21 protein-coding genes are annotated in these 18726 nt (G+C 60.5%); 8 read left to right on the top strand and 13 right to left on the bottom strand.

Going from position 1 to position 18726, the window contains the following annotated elements; genetic code table 11:
- Nucleotides 1-57: 57 nt before the first annotated feature.
- The gene (gene phoQ / locus SSARUM_RS09770; protein WP_033638202.1) at nt 58-1515 is read right to left on the bottom strand and encodes a two-component system sensor histidine kinase PhoQ; all 1458 of its coding nucleotides are present in this window, start codon (nt 1513-1515) and stop codon (nt 58-60) included.
- Between the two features lie 5 nt (nt 1516-1520).
- A complete protein-coding gene (gene phoP, locus SSARUM_RS09775; protein WP_033638204.1) occupies nt 1521-2192 on the bottom strand; it encodes a two-component system response regulator PhoP in 672 nt (223 codons plus the stop codon).
- A gap of 380 nt (nt 2193-2572) precedes the next feature.
- Here phoP and SSARUM_RS09780 point away from each other — a divergent pair, with 380 nt between their 5' ends.
- A complete protein-coding gene (locus SSARUM_RS09780) occupies nt 2573-3592 on the top strand; it encodes an ADP-ribosylglycohydrolase family protein (protein WP_060418458.1) in 1020 nt (339 codons plus the stop codon).
- Between the two features lie 21 nt (nt 3593-3613).
- Here SSARUM_RS09780 and SSARUM_RS09785 read toward each other — a convergent pair whose 3' ends face one another.
- Nucleotides 3614-4378 (bottom strand): GntR family transcriptional regulator, encoded by a 765-nt coding sequence (locus SSARUM_RS09785; protein ID WP_060429922.1) that lies wholly within the window; start codon nt 4376-4378, stop codon nt 3614-3616.
- A gap of 139 nt (nt 4379-4517) precedes the next feature.
- Here SSARUM_RS09785 and pdxR point away from each other — a divergent pair, with 139 nt between their 5' ends.
- From pdxR to SSARUM_RS09800, 3 genes are all read left to right on the top strand, one after another.
- Nucleotides 4518-6032 carry a MocR-like pyridoxine biosynthesis transcription factor PdxR gene (gene pdxR / locus SSARUM_RS09790; RefSeq protein WP_060429924.1) on the top strand — a complete coding sequence of 505 codons (1515 nt, stop codon included), beginning with the start codon at nt 4518-4520 and terminating at the stop codon, nt 6030-6032.
- Between the two features lie 115 nt (nt 6033-6147).
- Nucleotides 6148-6600 (top strand): GNAT family N-acetyltransferase, encoded by a 453-nt coding sequence (locus SSARUM_RS09795; protein ID WP_060429926.1) that lies wholly within the window; start codon nt 6148-6150, stop codon nt 6598-6600.
- Nucleotides 6601-6615: 15 nt separating this feature from the next.
- Nucleotides 6616-7320, top strand: coding sequence for a GNAT family N-acetyltransferase (locus SSARUM_RS09800; protein ID WP_033646373.1), 705 nt, complete (start codon nt 6616-6618; stop codon nt 7318-7320).
- A 51-nt stretch (nt 7321-7371) separates the two neighbouring features.
- On the opposite strand, the gene purB is transcribed toward SSARUM_RS09800, so the two are convergent.
- Both purB and hflD read right to left on the bottom strand, forming a co-directional pair.
- Nucleotides 7372-8742 carry an adenylosuccinate lyase gene (gene purB, locus SSARUM_RS09805; protein WP_033638215.1) on the bottom strand — a complete coding sequence of 457 codons (1371 nt, stop codon included), beginning with the start codon at nt 8740-8742 and terminating at the stop codon, nt 7372-7374.
- Nucleotides 8743-8764: 22 nt separating this feature from the next.
- Entirely contained in the window at nt 8765-9391 is a 627-nt protein-coding gene (gene hflD, locus SSARUM_RS09810) for a high frequency lysogenization protein HflD (protein ID WP_033638217.1), read from the bottom strand.
- Nucleotides 9392-9722: 331 nt separating this feature from the next.
- Between hflD and kup the strand changes: the two genes are divergently transcribed.
- Nucleotides 9723-11591 carry a low affinity potassium transporter Kup gene (kup, locus tag SSARUM_RS09815; protein ID WP_033646371.1) on the top strand — a complete coding sequence of 623 codons (1869 nt, stop codon included), beginning with the start codon at nt 9723-9725 and terminating at the stop codon, nt 11589-11591.
- Between the two features lie 48 nt (nt 11592-11639).
- Here the strand turns inward: kup and mnmA are convergent, their stop codons facing one another.
- The 4 genes from mnmA to rluE all read right to left on the bottom strand — a co-directional run bounded on the left by mnmA (nt 11640) and on the right by rluE (nt 14290).
- Nucleotides 11640-12740 carry a tRNA 2-thiouridine(34) synthase MnmA gene (mnmA, locus tag SSARUM_RS09820; RefSeq protein ID WP_033638220.1) on the bottom strand — a complete coding sequence of 367 codons (1101 nt, stop codon included), beginning with the start codon at nt 12738-12740 and terminating at the stop codon, nt 11640-11642.
- 106 nt (nt 12741-12846) lie between these two features.
- Nucleotides 12847-13293, bottom strand: a complete 447-nt coding sequence (locus SSARUM_RS09825) for an NUDIX hydrolase (protein WP_041034763.1) — start codon at nt 13291-13293, stop codon at nt 12847-12849.
- Nucleotides 13294-13302: 9 nt separating this feature from the next.
- Nucleotides 13303-13641: a lysozyme inhibitor LprI family protein gene (locus SSARUM_RS09830; protein ID WP_033638222.1), complete on the bottom strand. Its 339-nt coding sequence runs from the start codon at nt 13639-13641 to the stop codon at nt 13303-13305.
- 22 nt (nt 13642-13663) lie between these two features.
- Nucleotides 13664-14290 (bottom strand): 23S rRNA pseudouridine(2457) synthase RluE, encoded by a 627-nt coding sequence (gene rluE, locus SSARUM_RS09835; RefSeq protein ID WP_041034765.1) that lies wholly within the window; start codon nt 14288-14290, stop codon nt 13664-13666.
- A gap of 131 nt (nt 14291-14421) precedes the next feature.
- Between rluE and icd the strand changes: the two genes are divergently transcribed.
- Complete coding sequence (gene icd, locus SSARUM_RS09840) at nt 14422-15675, top strand: NADP-dependent isocitrate dehydrogenase (protein ID WP_033638224.1); 1254 nt, start codon at nt 14422-14424, stop codon at nt 15673-15675.
- 74 nt (nt 15676-15749) lie between these two features.
- Here the strand turns inward: icd and uspF are convergent, their stop codons facing one another.
- The 3 genes from uspF to SSARUM_RS09855 all read right to left on the bottom strand — a co-directional run bounded on the left by uspF (nt 15750) and on the right by SSARUM_RS09855 (nt 16886).
- Nucleotides 15750-16199, bottom strand: coding sequence for a universal stress protein UspF (gene uspF, locus SSARUM_RS09845; RefSeq protein WP_033646368.1), 450 nt, complete (start codon nt 16197-16199; stop codon nt 15750-15752).
- Between the two features lie 213 nt (nt 16200-16412).
- Complete coding sequence (locus tag SSARUM_RS09850) at nt 16413-16640, bottom strand: YgdI/YgdR family lipoprotein (protein ID WP_033638226.1); 228 nt, start codon at nt 16638-16640, stop codon at nt 16413-16415.
- Between the two features lie 12 nt (nt 16641-16652).
- On the bottom strand, nt 16653-16886 hold the full coding sequence (locus SSARUM_RS09855; RefSeq protein WP_033638227.1) for a YgdI/YgdR family lipoprotein: 234 nt from the start codon (nt 16884-16886) through the stop codon (nt 16653-16655).
- 346 nt (nt 16887-17232) lie between these two features.
- Here SSARUM_RS09855 and tolA point away from each other — a divergent pair, with 346 nt between their 5' ends.
- Nucleotides 17233-17676: a cell envelope integrity protein TolA gene (gene tolA / locus SSARUM_RS09860; RefSeq protein WP_048322068.1), complete on the top strand. Its 444-nt coding sequence runs from the start codon at nt 17233-17235 to the stop codon at nt 17674-17676.
- A gap of 161 nt (nt 17677-17837) precedes the next feature.
- On the opposite strand, the gene SSARUM_RS09865 is transcribed toward tolA, so the two are convergent.
- Entirely contained in the window at nt 17838-18128 is a 291-nt protein-coding gene (locus SSARUM_RS09865; RefSeq protein ID WP_033646366.1) for a hypothetical protein, read from the bottom strand.
- Between the two features lie 145 nt (nt 18129-18273).
- Here SSARUM_RS09865 and SSARUM_RS09870 point away from each other — a divergent pair, with 145 nt between their 5' ends.
- A complete protein-coding gene (locus tag SSARUM_RS09870) occupies nt 18274-18693 on the top strand; it encodes a GNAT family N-acetyltransferase (RefSeq protein ID WP_048321483.1) in 420 nt (139 codons plus the stop codon).
- Nucleotides 18694-18726: the final 33 nt, after the last annotated feature.

Raw genomic sequence — 18726 nt, forward strand, 5'->3', positions numbered from 1 at the left:
CTGTGTGCGATTATAACGGAAGTTTGGCCCCGTGGATCGGGGCCGCAGCGGCATAATTTACTCGTTGTGGTGGGTGTCGTGCTGTCGGGCGAAGGTGACCTGCATGCGCGCGCCGCCGAGTGGGCTGTCGCTGATGACGATTTCGCCGTCGTACTGCTCGATGATCTCCGCCGCCACCGACAAACCCAGACCCTGGCCGGGGCGCAGGGTATCCACCCGCTGGCCGCGCTGGAAGATCAGCTGGCGCTTGCTTTCCGGGATCCCCGGGCCGTCGTCGTCGATAACGATGGTGAGGTTTTTCTCGGAGTGCAGCGAGGTGATCTCCACGAATTCCAGGCAGTATTTGCAGGCGTTTTCCAACACGTTGCCCATCACTTCCATAAAGTCGTTTTTCTCGCCCATAAAGGTCACTTCCGGCGAGATGTCCAGCGTGATCACCACCCCTTTGCGCTGATAAACCTTATTTAGCGCCACCACCAGGCTGTCGAGCAGCGCCGGCACCGAATGGATCTCGCGCGTCAGCACCGTCTGGCCGGAGTTGATGCTGGCTCGGTGCAGGTAGTAACCGATTTGCTGCGAGATGCGCCCGATCTGATCCAGCATGATCGGCTCGGCTTCTTCGATGGTGGTCTGTTTGCCGCTGCGCAGCGAGCGCAGGGTGCTTTGCAGCACCGCCAGCGGCGTTTTCAGGCTGTGGGTCAAATCCGACAGGGTAGTGCGGTACTTGGTGTAGCGCTGGCGTTCGTTGCGCACCAGAATGTTCAGATTGCGCACCAGCCCGCGCAGCTCGCTGGGCGGGTTCTCATCCAGCTGATCGCGCTCGCCGTTCTCCAGCTCGCCCACCTGATTGACCAGCGCCTTGATCGGCCGCAGGCTCCAGTAGGCCGCCAGCCACAGCAGCGGCACCACCAGCAGCAGGTTGGCCAGCAGCACGTAGCTGAACCACTCCCACACCACGTCGGATCGCTGCAGCTCCTGCGGAATGCTGTCGACCACCACGATGGTCAGCGCCGGCAGGCGAGGCGTGGCGGCATAGGTGTTGACCGCCACCGAGTGGGTCAGCGCGTTCTGATCGGTATCGTCGTAATTTTTCAGCTGATCCTGCGCTTTGGGGTTGTCCCCCAGCACTTCGCTACTGACGCGGGTGTCGGTGTCGATTTCGTAAAAGCCGGACTCCTCCAGCCATTCCTTGTTGATCAGCTTCTCCAGCTCCGGCACCTTGCGCTGGCTCCACAGCAGGTTGCCTTTATCGTCGTAGATAAATACCAGCGTCGGGAAGTTGAGATCGATATCGGGGGGAATGGCGATGGTGAGCTTGTTGTCTTTCCACTGCGCCAGACTGAAAAACAGGTTGCTCTCGCCGCGCAGCAGGCGGAAGGCGGTTTTGTCGAAGCTGACGATATAGCCGACGACCGCCACCAAACCGTAAGAGAGCGACAGCGCCAGGATCACCCCGGCGGTCGCCATCAGGAAGCGGGCACGCAGCGAAAACGGTTTTTTATTCTTGTTGAACATTATGTTCACTTCGCGTCAAAACGATAGCCCTGGCCACGTACCGTGGTGATCACTTCATGCGGGTATTCCGCCTGCACCTTCTTGCGCAAGCGGCCCATCAGCACGTCGATGGTGTGGCTTTCGCGCAGCTCGGCGTCCGGGTAGAGCTGCAGCATCAACGAATCCTTGCTCACCACCTTGCCGGCGTTGCGGATCAGGGTCTCGATGATGGTGTATTCAAAGGCGGTCAGCTTGATTTGCCGATCGTTGACGCTCAGTTCGCGGCGCGACAGATCGATCTGGAACGGCGGCAGCACGATCACCTGCGAAGCCAGGCCGCTGTTGCGGCGCATCAGCGCCTGCATGCGGGCGATCACTTCTTCCAGGTGGAACGGCTTGGTGACATAGTCGTCGGCGCCGGCTTCCAGCACCGCCACTTTGTCCTGCCAGCTTTCGCGGGCGGTCAGCACCAGGATCGGCAGCTTGGCCTGGTGCGCGCGCCAGCGGCGGATCAGGCTCAGACCGTCTTCACCCGGCAGGCCGAGATCGACGATGGCGATATCCGGCGCGTGCTCCTGCAGGAAGTAATCGGCTTCCTTGGCGTCTTCGGCCGCGTCGACCTGATGGCCCATCTCGCGCATCTGAACGGAAAGGTGGTGGCGCAGCAGACCATTATCTTCAACAACCAGTACTCGCATGGCGAACTCCTGTGACTATGCGGGTGAACGTCCTGTCACCCACGCGATAAAAAGGGAACACGCTCTGCGGCGTGTCAGGGGATAACGCGGCCACCTGAACCATGTTGACAAAAAGTGCTGAGGCTATGGTAGGTATAACCCGCCCGGCTCGCAAGAGAGCCGAAGCAATGTATTAAAATAAGCGTTATCAATTTGTTCGCCGACATTATCGACAAGTTCTGATAAACGTCGGATAAACAGCGGCGGGGCGACGTTAAACGCAACTTAAACGCGCCGGGCATTGCCCGCGGAAAGAACGTGTGAGCCGGGGCGCTTGATAAGCTTTAAAGGTACTAATAAGGTATTATTGAGGCATCGGCACATTTTCTCAGGAGCGACGGATGAAGCAGTTAACCCAGGCGGAACGCATAGCGGGCGCACTTTACGGACAGATGCTGGGCGACGCGCTCGGCATGCCTTCCGAGCTGTGGCCGCGCGAGCGGGTTAAGCGCCACTTCGGCTGGATAGACGGCTTTCTCGACGGGCCGGCGGAGAACACCGCCGCCTGTTATTTCAAGGCTGGGCAATATACCGACGATACCGCGATGGCATTGGCGTTGGCCGATGCGCTGGTGGAGGCGCAAGGCGAGGTGGTGCCGGAGCTGATCGCCCGCAACGTGATCCGCTGGGTGGACGGTTTTGACGCTTTCAACAAGAACATTCTCGGCCCCAGTTCCAAATTGGCGCTGAGCGAGCAAAAAGCGGGCACGCCGATCGCCGAGTTGGAAAACAACGGCATCACCAACGGTGCGGCGATGCGCATTTCGCCTTTGGGCTGCGTGCTGCCTTCCGCGCCGCTGGAGGATTTCTGCCGACAGGTGTGGCTGGCCTGCAGCCCGACGCACAAATCCGACATCGCCGTCGCCGGTGCGGTGGCGATCGCCTGGGCCGTGGCGCGGGCGGTGGAAGGGGCTGACTGGGCCTCCATTCGCCTGGCGTTGCCGGGGGTGGCGGAGTATGCCCAGCGCCGGCAGGAGACGACGTTCAGCCCTTCGCTGGCGGCGCGCATCGAACTGGCGTTTCAGGTGGTGGATGAAGCTACCGGCACCGAGCAGGCCTCCGAGCGGGTATATCAGCTGATCGGGGCCGGGGTGAGCACCATCGAGTCGGTGCCCGCAGCGCTGGCGATGGTGCAGCTGGCGCAAACCGATCCTACCCGGTGCGCCGTGCTGTGCGCCAACCTGGGCGGCGATACCGACACCATCGGCGCGATGGCCACCGCGATTTGCGGCGCGCTGCACGGCGCCGAGGCGATTGAGCCGGGGCTGCTGGCGGAGTTAAAACGGGTGAATCCGCTGGATATCGGGGCTTACGTTCAGGCGTTCGCGCGTTTTCGCCGCCGCCGGCAGGGCGAGTCGTAAGCCGCCGCGTGACGCAACGGGTCAGCTTTCGCTGGTAAATTCGTACATGTCGCTGCGGCAGAAGCTTTCACTGTATTCGATCGGCTTTTTTTGATGGTCGAACAGCGTCTGGCGCACGATCAGCAGCGGCATCGGCTCCGAGAGCCGCAGCGCCTGACGGATATCGTCGTCGGCCATCGCCGCGCTGACCTGGCTGCGCAGCGATCCCATCTCCACCTTATTGCGCCGGAAGTAGTCGTACAGCGAGATGCCGATCTCGTCGACGTTGGCAATTGCCGTCACCACTACGTAGGACACCGCCACCGACATTGGCCGCCGATCGATCAGGTGAATGCGTTTGAGTTGGTAGATCGGCGTTCCGGCCGCCAGCTGGAGCTTTTCAGCCAGCTCAGCGCCGGCGGGTATCCGTTCGCGGCTGATCCACTGCGTGTCCGGCCGGCGCCCCTGCTGTATTACCTCGCGCGAGAATCCTTTGACGTCCGCCAATGAATAGAACAGCTTCGGCTCGGGCCGCTGCGGTTGAATAAAGGTGCCGTAGCCGCGCGAACGGCCGATGATGCCGTCCTGCTCGAGGCAGGCCAGCGCCTTGCGCACCGTGATGCGCGAGATGCCGAGCCGTTCGGTGAACAGGCGCTCGCTGGGCAAAAAATCCCCCGCATTCAGCAACCCCTGCTCGATGGCCTTGCGCACCGAGGCGTTGAAGCGCAAATACAGCGGCATCGCGCCCGCGCTGGCCAGATCCTGCTGCAGTTTGTCCAGCAGACGCTGGTTGGTCTCCTTGCTCATAGCCGACGGAAGTCCTGTAGCCGCAATGCGATGGCTTATTTAAGGGGATTTCGCCGGGCAGCGCAACTGCCGCCGCCGCCGGGGTGAAATGAGGTAGAGTAGTGCGTCGGCCCCCTGAGCCAGGAGAAACAAATACCCCATGAGCGATACCCCACGACACGCGGACGACGCGGCGATCCTGGCCGCCTTCGCGCAGCAGCGGCGGCAAGGTCTGACCCGGCGTTCGGCGCTGCATCAGGCCCTGCTACAACTAATCGCCGCCGGAGAACTGCCCTGGCGGACGCAGCTGCCGCCGAGCCGTGCGTTGGCGGCCCGGCTGACGGTGGCGCGCGACACGGTGGAACAGACCTACGCGCGGCTGGAAGCGGAGGGGTTCATCAGCCGAACGGTGGGGCGCGGCAGCTTTGTGCGTTATCGCTGCGACACGCTGCTCGGCCGTGAACTGCTGGCGACGGCGGCAGGGCAAGAGGCGCGGCTGGCGGAGCGCGAGCTGAGCGATCGCGGCCGGGCGCTGCTGGCGGTCAGCCATACGCCGCACACCAGCCGCCAGGCTTCGCTGACGCCTTCGCTGGCGGACCTGCGGGCGTTTCCCATCGAGCAATGGCTGCAGCAGGAAAAGCAGGCGCTACGGCGGCACGGCGAGCGGCTGTTGGGGTATGCCGATCCGCAAGGGTTGCCGGAGCTGCGCGCGGAGATCGCGCGCTATCTGCAGCGGGAGCGGGGCGTGAAGGCGACGGCGGAACAGGTGATCGTGGTGACCAGCTCTCAGCAGGCGTTGGCGCTGTGTACGCAGGTGCTGTTCGATCCCGGCGATGCGGTGTTCGTCGAAGAGCCGGGTTACCAGGGGGCGAAAAAGCTGGTGCAGTCGGCGGGGCTGCAGGCGCGGCCGATCGGCATCGACGAGCAGGGGCTGGACGTCGGGCAGTTGATGCAGGCCTCGGGCGGCGGACGGGGCGTTTACATCACGCCGTCCCATCACTATCCGCTGGGGTATTCGCTGAGCCTCGAGCGGCGGCTGGCGCTGCTGCAGTGGGCGCAGCGGCAGCGGGCCTGGATCATCGAAGACGACTACGACGCCGAGTTCAACTATGACCGGCAAACCAAGGCGGCATTGCAGGGGCTGGACAGCGGCGGGCGCACGCTGTACATCGGCACCTTCAGCAAGACGCTGTTTCCGGGGCTGCGCATCGGTTTCATGATTGCGCCGCCGCAGCTGGTGCGGCCATTGGTCGCCGCCAGGCAGTTTCAGGACGGCTACACGTCGGCGCTGGCGCAGATGACGCTGTTCCACTTCCTGCACGAGGGCGACTACGCCGAGCATCTGCGCAATATGCGCACGTTGTACAAGGCGCGGTTGAACGTGCTGTACGACGCGGTGCATCGTCACCTGGCGGCCTGGACGCGCCCGGCGTTGCCGCAGGGCGGGCTGCAGCTGGTGTGCCCGTTGGCGGATGCGGCGACGGAGCGGCGGCTGGTGGCGGCCGCCGCCGAACGGGGAATTCGGCTGTACGGCCTGGCGGACTTCTATACCGGCACGCCGCAGCGCGGGGCGCTGGTGCTCGGCTTCTCGGCCTATACGCCGGATGAGATCGTGCGCTTTATCGCGACGCTGGCGCAGGTGTTCAACGCGCTGCCGGTGGCAAGCGACGGCTAAAATTGGTCTGCTCTGCGTTTCGTATTGGTCCGTATTGTACCGTCGCCGCGCGGTGTATTCTGCCGCTATCCGGTTATTTCCCTAATGGAAATAACATCTTACTCCGTGAGGCGCTATGAACCCATCAAACCCTGAAGTGACTATCCGCAGAATCAATGGCGACGACAAAGCACAGTGGCTGGCGCTGTGGCAGGGCTATCTCGATTTTTATCGCGCCGACGTGGCGCCGCAGGTGACCGATCGCACCTTCGAACGCCTGGGGCAGGATGAACAGGTGTACGGGCTGGTGGCGCAGGATGCCGACGGCCAACTGCTGGGGCTGATGAACCTGGTGTTCCATCCGTCCACCTGGAGCGCGGTCGGCTATTGTTATATCGAGGATCTCTATGTGTCGCCGCAGGCGCGCGGCCACAAGGTGTCGGAAAAGCTGTTCGAACAGGCGTATCGACTGGCGGAGGCGCGCGGCAGCGATCGGATCTACTGGATGACCCAGGAGTACAACGCGCCGGCGCGCTCGCTGTACGACAAAATCGGCAGAAGAAGCTCGTTTATCGTTTATACCCGTTAACCGCAGGAGGCGTGTATGGCAATGAATCGTTATGGTCAGCCGGTCGGAGAACCGATGCCGGATTGGCAGCCGGCTCGCCGCCCCGGCGGCGCGACGCTCGGCGGGCGTTTCTGCTCGCTGGCGCCGCTCGAGCCGCAGCGGGATTACGCCGCGCTGTTCGAGGCGTTTCAGCTGGCGCCGGACGGCCGCGACTGGACCTATCTGTCCATCGAACGGCCCGATACGCCGGCGGCGATGTTGCAGCATCTGGAGACGCTGCAGGCCAACCCGGCGCTGGTTAATCTGACGGTGTTCGACGCCGCCAGCGATGCGCCGGTGGGCACGGTGGCGCTGATGCGCATCGACGAAGCCAACGGGGTGCTGGAGATCGGCCACGTCAGCTGGTCGCCGTTGATGAAACAGCGCTCCAGCGCCACCGAAGCCATCGCGCTGCTGCTGCGCTATGCCTTCGACACGCTGGGCTACCGCCGCTGCGAGTGGAAGTGCGACAGCCATAACGCGCCGTCCCGCCAGGCCGCGCTGCGCTTTGGCTTTCGTTACGAGGGCAACTTCCGCTTCGCGGTGATCGTCAAGGGGCGCAGCCGGGATACCGACTGGTTTGCCATCACCGCCGACCGTTGGCCGACGGTGCGGCAGGCGCTGGCGCGCTGGCTGAGTGCGGACAACTTCGATGCGCAGGGGCGGCAGATAGCCCGGCTGCAGGTGCTGCGCGGCGAATAGCAAAGAAAAAGGCGGCCCGCAGGCCGCCTTGTCGTTGTCAGGCTAAAGCGCTTATTTCAGCTCGTCGACCATGGTGGTGGCGCGGCCGATGTAGTTGGCCGGGGTCATCGCCTTCAGACGGGTTTTCTCTTCTTCCGGCAGCGCCAGGCCATCGATGAACGCCTGCATGCCGGCGGCATCCACGCGCTTGCCGCGGGTCAGCTCTTTCAGCTTCTCGTAAGGTTTCTCGATGCCGTAGCGGCGCATCACGGTCTGGATCGGCTCGGCCAGCACTTCCCAGTTGTGATCCAGTTCGTCCAGCAGGTGCGCCTGGTTCACTTCCAGCTTGCTGATGCCTTTCAGGGTGGCCTGATAGGCGATCAGCGCGTAGCCCAGGCCTACGCCCAGATTACGCAGCACGGTGGAGTCGGTCAGGTCGCGCTGCCAGCGGGACACCGGCAGTTTGCCCGCCAGGTGGCCCAGCACGGCGTTGGCCAGGCCCAGATTGCCTTCGGAGTTTTCGAAGTCGATCGGGTTGACCTTGTGCGGCATGGTGGAAGAACCGATTTCGCCGGCGATGGTCTTCTGCTTGAAGTGGTTCAGGGCGATGTAGCCCCAGATGTCGCGGTCGAAGTCGATCAGGATGGTGTTGAAACGCGCTACGCAGTCGAACAGCTCGGCGATGTAGTCATGCGGCTCGATCTGGGTGGTGTACGGGTTCCAGGTGATGCCGAGCGAGGTCACGAACGCTTCGCTGAACTGATGCCAGTCCACTTCCGGGTAAGCGACGATGTGGGCGTTGTAGTTGCCGACCGCGCCGTTGATTTTACCCATGATCTCCACGCGCTCCAGCTGGCGGTACTGGCGCTCCATGCGGTAAGCCACGTTGGCGAACTCTTTGCCGACGGTCGACGGGGTCGCCGGCTGGCCGTGGGTGCGCGACAGCAGCGGAATATCGCGGTATTCCAGCGCCAGCCCTTTCAGCGCGTCGATGATCTTGCGCCAGTAAGGCAGCACCACGTCCTGACGGGCGCTTTGCAGCATCAGCGCATGCGACAGGTTGTTGATGTCTTCGGAGGTGCAGGCGAAGTGGATGAACTCGGATACCGCGTGCAGCGCAGGCACCGCCGCCACTTTTTCCTTCAGGAAATACTCGACCGCTTTCACGTCGTGGTTGGTGGTGCGCTCGATGGTTTTGATGCGCTGAGCGTCTTCTTCATTGAATTCCGCGACGATTTTGTCGAGGAAAGCGTTTGCGTCGGCGTCAAAAGCGGGAACTTCCTTGATTTCTGCGCAGGCCGCCAGTTTTTGCAGCCAACGTACTTCAACCTGTACGCGGAATTTCAGCAGACCGTATTCGCTGAAAATGGGGCGCAGTGCGCTGACTTTATCACCGTAGCGTCCATCAACGGGGGAAACGGCGGTCAGTGAGGATAATTCCATCGGTAGCAACTCCTGGGATCGATTAACAATGAGCAACGATATTTTGCGCCTGTTTGAACAGACGATTACGGGAAAACATTAACTGCAGGCGGCTGCCGCCGACCTGTTGCCACAGCACGGCGGCGCGAATGCCGGCCAGCAGCGTGGCGCGAACCTTGGCCTGCACCTGCGGGTTCTGCAAGATAGCCGGCGAGCCGGTCACCTGGATGCGCGGCCCGAGCGGGCTGACCACGTCGACGTAAATGCCGGCCAGCGCGCTGATGATGGTGTCCGACTCAAGATCGAAGTGCGCCAGCTGGCGTTCGAGCTGGCTGAGGCGTTCACCGAGCGTGTTCATCGCCTGTTTGTTGGCGTTGAGCTTGCGCTCCAGCACCATCAGGCTGATGGTGTAGCGGGTCAGTTCCGCGCCCGGCCCTTTGTTATTGGCGTTAAGCACGCCCATCAGGGTTTCGAGGCCGACCATCAAATTGCGTTCTTCACCGCCGAACACCGCCAGCGTGGAGGGCGGGTCCATCTGCAGCAGGCTTTTCAGCGAGGTCTGAAAGGCTTCGCGGTTGCATTGCCCTTCATGGGCCAACTGCTGAACCAAACGCGCCGACTGGCTGATACCCGCCATGGCCAGCGTGATGTCATAATAATTCTTCGCCACGATTACTCCTGTAAACGCTGTGAACGGTACATGGCTTACTGCATAAGGTTGTGTGTATCGCAGGGGTAACGGCGGCGGCCGCGAACGGTAACGAACGGGCGTGGCTGTAACAACGATGACAACGAATGCCGCGGATCATGCCACAAAATCGAGGCTAAACCCAGCGTCTAATACGCCCGAGACGAGGCGGAGGCGCCGTACGCCGCAGAACTGCGCAGACAGGCGGCGAAAATCGCCGGCGCGGCGGCGCGAACTTATTGTTGCGGCGGCAAATAAAGTGCGGCGGCTGCATCTATACTGCCAACGTGAGCCCTCAAATAAAGATCTTCATATGCACGTAAAAAACAAGCAGCCGCTGCCGGCGGTAACGCTGGCGGCCATCGGCGTGGTGTACGGCGATATCGGCACCAGCCCGCTGTATACCCTGCGCGAATGCCTGACGGCGGAGGAGGGCATCACCATGACGCCGGCCTCAATCTACGGCTTTTTGTCGCTGATTTTCTGGCTGCTGACGCTGGTGGTGTCCATTAAATACATTTGTTTCGTGATGCGCGCCGACAACGACGGCGAGGGCGGGATCCTGACGCTGATGTCGCTGGCGATCCGCAGGCTGGATGCGCGCTGGGTGCCGGCGGCGGTGCTGATCGGGCTGGTGGGCGGCAGCTTCTTTTACGGCGACGGGGTGATCACCCCGGCCATTTCGGTGCTTTCGGCCATCGAGGGGCTGCAGATTATCGCCCCCGAACTGGACAGCTTTATCGTGCCGCTGTCGCTGCTGGTGCTGACCGCGTTGTTCGCGATACAAAAGCGCGGCACCGGCAGCGTCGGCAAACTGTTCGCCCCGGCGATGGTTATCTGGTTCCTGACGCTCGCGCTGCTGGGCATCGGCGGCATTCTGCAGCACCCTGGCGTGCTGCGGGCGCTGAACCCTTACTGGGCGGTGAATTTCTTCCTCGAATACAAGACGGTGTCGTTCTTTGCGCTGGGCATGGTGGTGCTGTCGGTCACCGGCGCCGAAGCGCTGTACGCCGATATGGGCCACTTCGGTAAAAAGCCGATCCGTCTGGCGTGGTTTACGCTGGTGGCGCCGGCGCTGGTGCTGAACTACTTCGGCCAGGGGGCGCTGCTGCTGACCAATCCGGCGGCGATCAACAACCCGTTCTTCCTGCTGGCGCCGACCTGGGCGCTGATCCCGCTGCTGGTGATCGCCACGCTGGCGACGGTGATCGCCTCGCAGGCGGTAATTTCCGGCGTATTCTCGCTGACGCGGCAGGCGGTGCGGCTGGGCTACCTGCCGCCGATGCGCATCATCTATACCTCCGATCAGGAGTCCGGGCAGATCTACATTCCGGTGGTGAACTGGCTGCTGTTCGCAGCGGTGCTGATCGTGATTATCAGTTTTAAACACTCCAGCAACCTGGCCTCGGCTTACGGCATCGTGGTGACTGGCACCATGCTGCTGTCGTCGATTTTGCTGAGTATCGTGGCGGTGAAAAACTGGGGCTGGCCGCGCGCGCTGGGCGGGCTGATGCTGGTTGTCATGCTGTGCATCGACGTACCGCTGTTCGGCGCCAACCTGATCAAGCTGGCGACCGGCGGCTGGCTGCCGGTGGTGCTGGGGCTGATGATTCTGCTGATCATGCTGACCTGGAAGACCGAGCGTTCACGTCTGATCCGCCGGCTGCGCGACAACCAGGAGGGGCTGAGCGCGCTGATCGAGTCGCTGGAGGAGGCGCCGCCGAAGCGGGTGCCGGGCACCGCGGTGTTTATGGAGCGCACGCCGCACGCGGTGCCGCTGGTGCTGTTGCATAACCTGAAGCACAACAAGGTGCTGCATGAGCGCGTGGTGCTGCTGACCATCGTCACCACCGACATGCCGTACGTGCATAACGTGCAGCGGGTGGCGATCGAACAGCTGTCGGCGAGTTTCTGGCGGGTGGTGGCGAGCTACGGCTGGCGCGAGACGCCCAACGTCACGGACATCCTTTACCGCTGCGGGCTGGAGGGGATGAGCTTCACCATGAACGAGACCTCGTTCTTTATGTCGCGCGATACGCTGGTGCTGGGCAAGCGGCCCTGGTATTTGCGCGTGCGCGGCAAGGTGTTCCAGCTGCTGCAGCGCAATGCGCTGCGCGCGCCGGATCTGTTCGAAATCCCGCCGAACCGGGTGATCGAACTGGGGGCGCAGGTGGAATTTTGAATAAAAAAAACGCTGCGGTAAACGCAGCGTTTTTCTTTTGCCGGGCAGTTACGCCAGGCGCTGTTCGATGATGCCGCCGCCGAGGCAGATTTCGCCCTGGTAGAACACCGCCGACTGGCCGGGGGTGACGGCGGAGACCGGCTCGTCGAAACGCACTTCGATGCGTTCGCTGTCGAGCGGGGTCACGGTGCAAGGGATATCCTGCTGGCGATAGCGGGTCTTCACCGTGCAGCGGAACGGGCCGCTCAGCGGCAGGCGATCCACCCAGTGCAGCTGCTGCGCGATAAGGCCGGTAGACATCAGGCGCGGGTGATCGTGCCCCTGGGCGACCACCAGCACGTTGTTGGCCACGTCTTTATCCACCACGTACCACGGATCTTCGCTGCTGTCTTTCAGGCCGCCGATGCCCAGCCCTTTGCGCTGGCCCAGGGTGTGATACATCAGGCCCTGGTGTTCGCCGACGGTCTGGCCGTCAACGCTGACGATCGGGCCCGGCTGCGCCGGCAGGTAACGGCCGAGGAAGTCGCGGAACTTGCGCTCGCCGATAAAGCAGATGCCGGTAGAATCTTTCTTCTTGGCGGTGACCAGCTCCAGCTGCTCGGCGATGCGGCGCACCTCCGGCTTCTCCAGCTCGCCGACCGGGAACAGGCTTTGCGCCACCTGCTCGTGGCTCAGGGTGTAGAGGAAGTAGCTCTGATCCTTGTTGCCGTCGACGCCGCGCAGCAGGCGGCTCTTGCCGTCTACGTCCTGGCGGCGCACGTAGTGGCCGGTGGCGATGAAATCGGCCCCCAGATCTTCGGCGGCGAACTCCAGGAAGGCTTTGAATTTGATCTCTTTATTGCACAGGATGTCCGGGTTCGGCGTGCGGCCGGCCTTGTACTCTTCCAGGAACAGCTCAAACACGTTGTCCCAGTATTCCGCCGCAAAGTTCACCGTGTGCAGTTCGATGCCCAGCTTGTCGCAGACCGCTTGCGCGTCGGCCAGATCGGTCGCGGCGGAGCAGTACTCTTCGTCGTCGTCTTCTTCCCAGTTCTTCATGAACAGCCCAGCGACCTGATAGCCCTGTTGCTGTAACAGATAGGCGGTAACGGAAGAGTCGACGCCGCCGGACATACCGACGATTACTTTTTTCTGGCTGTTGTCTGACATGGGGATCTCACGAACTTGAACACGAACCGTGCTGATAAAAACAAGCGCAGGATTTTACCACGTTGGCCGCGCCGGCGCACTGTTCATCTTGTGCTGCACGGCGCCCTTAAAACGGCCAGGCGAAGCTGCCGACCAGCGACAGCGGGTAGCGCTCCGGCTGCTGGTAGCTGCGAATGCTCTCCGCCACCAGCGCGGAACGCAGGTTGGGCGCCTGCAAGATCTCGTCGGCGCTCAGCCACAGGCAGCGATCGATGTCGCTGTCGTGCGGCTCGGTCGGCAGCGGCTGTTCCAGCTCGATAACGAAGCAGAAGCGCAGGAACGGCGTGCGATCCGGCGCGATCCACTGGTGCAGGCGCAGGAACGCCTGCGGCGCGGCGCGGATGCCGGTCTCTTCCCACAGCTCGCGCTCGGCGGCCTGCACCAGCGTCTCGTCGGCCTCCAGGTGGCCGGCCGGCTGGTTCCACAGCGCTTTGCCGTTGATGGTCTCTTCGACCACTAAAAATTTGCCGGCGGCGTGCACCACGCAGGCCACGGTGACGTGCGGTTTGAACATGCGCTCTCCTTACAGCGGTTTGTCGATGCGCCGGTAGATGTCGTCCAGCTCGGCGATGCGGGTGCGATAGCTTTTGAGCAGGCAGGCGGTATCGCCGCCGCACCGCTGGCGTTTTGCCAGCCAGTCCTGCTGGCTGTCCTGCATCGCGCCGCGCGCGCCCATGGCGAACAGGCCGCGCAGGAATTGGTATTTTGTGGCCATTTGCACGTCCAGATCGTTCAGCGTGCGGTCGGCGCAGATGGCGCGTTCATCGCTGCCTGCCGCCTTGGCGCAGTCGAAGCTGGCGGCCTGGGCGGCGAGCGGGGCCGCCAGTGCGGTGAACAGCAGCGCGGTCAGTGTGTTCCTCATGGCGCCTCCATCAGTTATCGGTCTACAGGGAATCGATAGTTTTCCATTCACCAGGTTGCAGTGAACCCAGCGAAAGATTACCCATACTGTAGCGAATCAGGCGCAGGGTAGGGAACCCGATATGCGCCGTCATGCGACGCACCTGGCGGTTTCGCCCTTCATACAGGGTGATTTTCAGCCAGCAAGTGGGGATGGATTTACGTTCGCGGATCGGCGGGTTGCGTGGCCACAGCCACTGCGGCTCGGCCACCAACTCCACCCCGGCGGGCAGCGTGGGGCCGTCTTTCAGCGTGACGCCGCTGCGCAGCGGCGCCAGATCGCTCTCCTGCGGCGCGCCCTCGACCTGCACATAATAGATTTTGCCGGTGCGCTTGCCCGGCTGGGTGAGCTGCGCCTGCAGCTGGCCGTCGTTGGTCAGCACCAGCAGCCCTTCGCTGTCGCGATCCAGACGCCCGGCGGCGTAAACGTCGGGGAAGGGGATGTACTCTTTCAGCGTGGCGCGGCCGGCTTCGTCGGTGAACTGCGGCAGCACGTCGAAGGGCTTGTTGAATAACACAATTCGGCGCGGCCCCTTCGGCGCGGCGGGTTTGGCGGCATTCGGCTTGCTGAATCGTTTAACTTTGTGATTTCTAACAGAGAATTTTTTCATAACGGTTGAGATTACGGATGATAAGCGCATTATAACCGAATCCGTTTCGGATTGGCGCGGACCGAATATTCAAGTAGTATCTACACGCATCTTACAAAGCATTAACAAAATTGCGCTTGAAGGAGAGGTTGATGGAAAGCAAAGTAGTTGTTCCGGCAGAAGGTAAAAAAATCACGGTTGACGCCCAGGGTAAACTGGTTGTTCCTCATAACCCGATCATCCCGTTCATCGAAGGCGACGGCATCGGCGTTGACGTGACTCCTGCCATGATCCACGTGGTTGATGCGGCCGTTAAAAAGGCTTACCACGGCGAACGTAAAATCTCCTGGATGGAAATCTACACCGGCGAAAAATCTACCCACGTTTACGGTAAAGACGTGTGGCTGCCGGACGAAACTCTGGACCTGATCCGCGACTACCGCGTCGCCATCAAAGGCCCCCTGACCACCCCGGTCGGCGGCGGCATCCGTTCTCTGAACGTGGCCCTGCGCCAGCAACTGGACCTGTACGTGTGCCTGCGCCCGGTGCGTTACTACCAGGGCACCCCAAGCCCGGTGAAACAGCCTGAGCTGACCGACATGGTGATCTTCCGTGAAAACGCCGAAGACATCTACGCCGGCATCGAGTGGAAAGCCGGCTCCGCCGAAGCGGACAAAGTGATCAAATTCCTGCGCGACGAAATGGGCGTGAAGAAAATCCGCTTCCCGGAGCAGTGCGGTATCGGCGTGAAGCCATGCTCCGAAGAAGGGACCAAGCGTCTGGTGCGTGCGGCGATCGAATACGCCATCACCAACGACCGTGACTCTGTGACCCTGGTTCACAAAGGCAACATCATGAAGTTCACCGAAGGTGCCTTCAAGGATTGGGGCTATGAGCTGGCGCGCGAAGAGTTCGGCGGCGAGCTGATCGACGGCGGCCCATGGCTGAAGATCAAGAACCCGAACACCGGCAAAGAGATCGTGGTTAAAGACGTGATCGCCGACGCCTTCCTGCAGCAAATCCTGCTGCGCCCGGCGGAATACGACGTGATCGCCTGTATGAACCTGAACGGCGACTACATCTCCGACGCCCTGGCGGCCCAGGTCGGCGGCATCGGTATCGCACCGGGCGCCAACATCGGCTCCGACTGCGCGCTGTTCGAAGCGACTCACGGCACCGCGCCGAAGTACGCCGGCCAGGACAAAGTGAACCCAGGCTCTATCATCCTGTCCGCAGAGATGATGCTGCGCCACATGGGCTGGTTCGAAGCGGCTGACCTGATTGTTAAAGGTATGGAAGGCGCCATCGCCGCCAAGACCGTGACCTATGACTTCGAACGCCTGATGGAAGGCGCTAAACTGCTGAAATGCTCAGAGTTTGGCGACGCTATCGTAGAGCACATGTAAGTGTGTTTGGCGTTTGAATAAGAGCGGGAGCCTTAGGGCTCCCGTTTTTTTATTGTTCGAATGGGCATGGGATATCAAGGATTGGCCGATTCACGCACCACCAGCACCGGGCAATTGGCGTGGCGCACGACGGCGGTGGCATTGGAGCCGAGGAGGTAAGTGATCGCAGAAGGGCGGTTGGAACCCATCACAATAATCTCCGCGTTAAGCGCATCAGCGAGTTCCAGGATCTGATCTTTAGGATCGCCGACGGCCACGTGCGTGGTCACTCTATCTTCAGGCACGCTGAATTCTTTGGCCGCTTTCGCCAACCCTTCGGTCGCTACCGCAATGATTTCGTCTTTGGTTTCTATCGCCGCGGTGGCGGCAAAGCCGAAAGCGGCGTAGGTGGCGCGTGACGGGATCACCGCTAGGAAATGGACGTGGGAGTCTTCGAGCCTGGCGAGCGCGTTGACATGTGGGATGACCTGCTGCGTTAATTCCGGCTCGGTAATATCGACTGGAACCAAGATAGTTTTATACATACTCCCTCCTTATCATTATCAAATAACTCCACTTCTTGGATTATAGCTGTTCGACGCAGGGAAAGGAGAGATCCGTATGGCAAACCCGGGAACGTTGGCGCTGAAATGTCAGGTGTTCGACGTTATCGTTAAATGCAGGCAAGTACGCCGGGTTTAGAGTAGAAAGGGAGCCATTGGCTCCCTTGGTGTTAGCTGGCTGAGATTATCGGAACCTTAATGAGGGATCTCTGAAACCTCTTTGACTTCCGTCTTGTTGATTTGCTGTTTAACGCCATTGGCATCGGTATAACCGAGCAACCCGGCAGAAGTTTCTTTCGGCTTGCCGTCACTGATGAGCGTTCGACCGTCGTGGGTATGGATGGCGTAGCTGGTGCGTGTGCAGCCTGACAGTGCGGCGATGGCAACCAGGGCGATCGCGGGAAGAACAAGCGTTTTTTTCATTTGAAGCTCCTTTTAGTTATCCAACTCACTCATGTTTGCAATCTGGTCTCGATTGATCTGTTCCGTTTTGCCCGTTTCAGCGTTTCGATAGGAGACTAACCCGGTATCTGTATCGACCTGAGGTTTGCCGTCGGTGACAATGGTCTTGCCATCCGTTGTTTTGATCGCCTGATTGGAAGCGCAGCCCGCAATGAACATCACCGTAGTTGCAGCAAGAAGCGCGGCAAAGAGTCGTTTGCTTTTCATACCTACCATCCTGGTTACTTAAACGAATTTAATATCAGGAAAATAAGTATAGGCAGATTTTCCAGATTGCCAGGGTTGAAAGTGCTTATGGTGGGATAAAAAAGTAAGAATAACTTAATTTATTGATGGGGTGATTACCCATTCGGGAGATGTCGACAGGTCAGGGGGCTCAGGCGTACGGCCCGGTGAGGGGGTTAGGGTTTCATATCATCATCTACTCACGATTTTCCGCGTGCCAGTGCGTGATGTCATTGGTGGTTTGGCGTTAATTCTGTATAAGTATTCACCGGGGATCTTTTCGAATACAACGTTGATTCGACTGATAATCATCCATAAGGACAGGGATATGAAAATAACGCATTCAGGCTATAAAACCGGCGCCGCCACATTATTGGCGGCGATGCTCGCACTGGCATTAATGGGGTGTGCCAAGAGCACTGCCCCCAGCCAATCCGTTCCGGCGAATAAAGAGGTCGATGATCTTTTTGCCAACCTTGGTAACCCAAAGACGCCTGTGCCGGGAAAAGAGAAAGAACAGTATTTTGCCCAGTTGCTGGCCGTGATTCAAAGCCATTTGAAGGATGCAGAAGCCTACTCAGGCAGAAGTTGTACATTGCGCATCAAGCTGGCGCCGGATGGTCTGCTGATCAGCGTTCGGGCTGAACAAGGGGAGCCGCAACTTTGCCAGGCCGCGATAAAGGCAATCGTCAATGCGCGTTTGCCTAAGCCGCCAACGGCCGCGGTTTACGAAGCGGTCAACAACGGCACGTTGGAGTTTCGGCCGATATGAAAATAAAGGGCGACAACTGCGATGCCAGATAATTAAACCAAAGTCGCAGGCCGTACTTTCATGCGGCCTGTGAGTATTGGGTTGTGCAATATTTCGTATAGCGTTTCCTAATGCTGAAGCCAGTCTTTTCGGCATTATTTCACGGCATATGTTGCCAATACCTACCGATACATCATTGCGCTCACGCGCTCGCTTCGATCTTTAAAACCGTTGCTGCGCATCGTGACCACGTAATAGCGGTAGTGATGCTTCTGCGCGTACTCGCGCACCAGCTCTTCAGCAAACAGGCCGCTGAAGGTGACGGTGGTGACGAAGGTCAGCCCTTTCACTTCGTAGGTGCTGATCTCTTGCGGAGTGCCGATATACGGCGGCGGGAACACGGTTTTGTGGAACTGGCAGCCCGCCAGCAGCAGGGTAAACAGCAGGGCGGCGGAAATTTGCGGTATTTTCATCGGGAAATGTTTTCCTTCCTTGGCGTGTTTTTAGTAACTCTATAATAGGATTACAAAATTTGGCGGGGATGTAAAAATTATCCCGCTTCGGTTGCCGTTTCGTTGAAGCGGTTCCGCCGTCATCCATACGAATGAGGGGTTAAATATGCTTGTGCGCCTTGCTGCGGAAACCGATGCCGCAGCCCTGATCGCCCTGGACAGCGTTGCTCAGAATGCGCCGCAGCGCGCGGCGCAAATCCGCGCCTGGTGCGCGCAGGGCATCTGTTTTCTTGCCGAGGAACAGGGCATGGTGATGGGCTATGGGGTGCTGCACTATCACTTCTTCGGCTGCGGCTTTATCGAGATGTTGATGGTCGGCGAGCGCTATCGCCGCCGGGGCGTCGGGCAGGCGCTGATTGCGGCGTTGAAGTCCCATTGCCGGCAACCGAAGCTGTTCACCTCCACCAATCGCTCCAACCTGCCGATGCAGCGGCTGCTGCTGAACGCCGGGTTTGTCGCCAGCGGCCGGATTGACAATCTCGATGACGGCGATCCGGAGCAGGTCTTTTTTATCCCGGCGCGCTGATACAAAACCACTGACAAAAAAGGGGCCCATTGG

The organism is Serratia sarumanii (assembly GCF_029962605.1).
Taxonomy (GTDB): Bacteria; Pseudomonadota; Gammaproteobacteria; order Enterobacterales; family Enterobacteriaceae; genus Serratia; species Serratia sarumanii.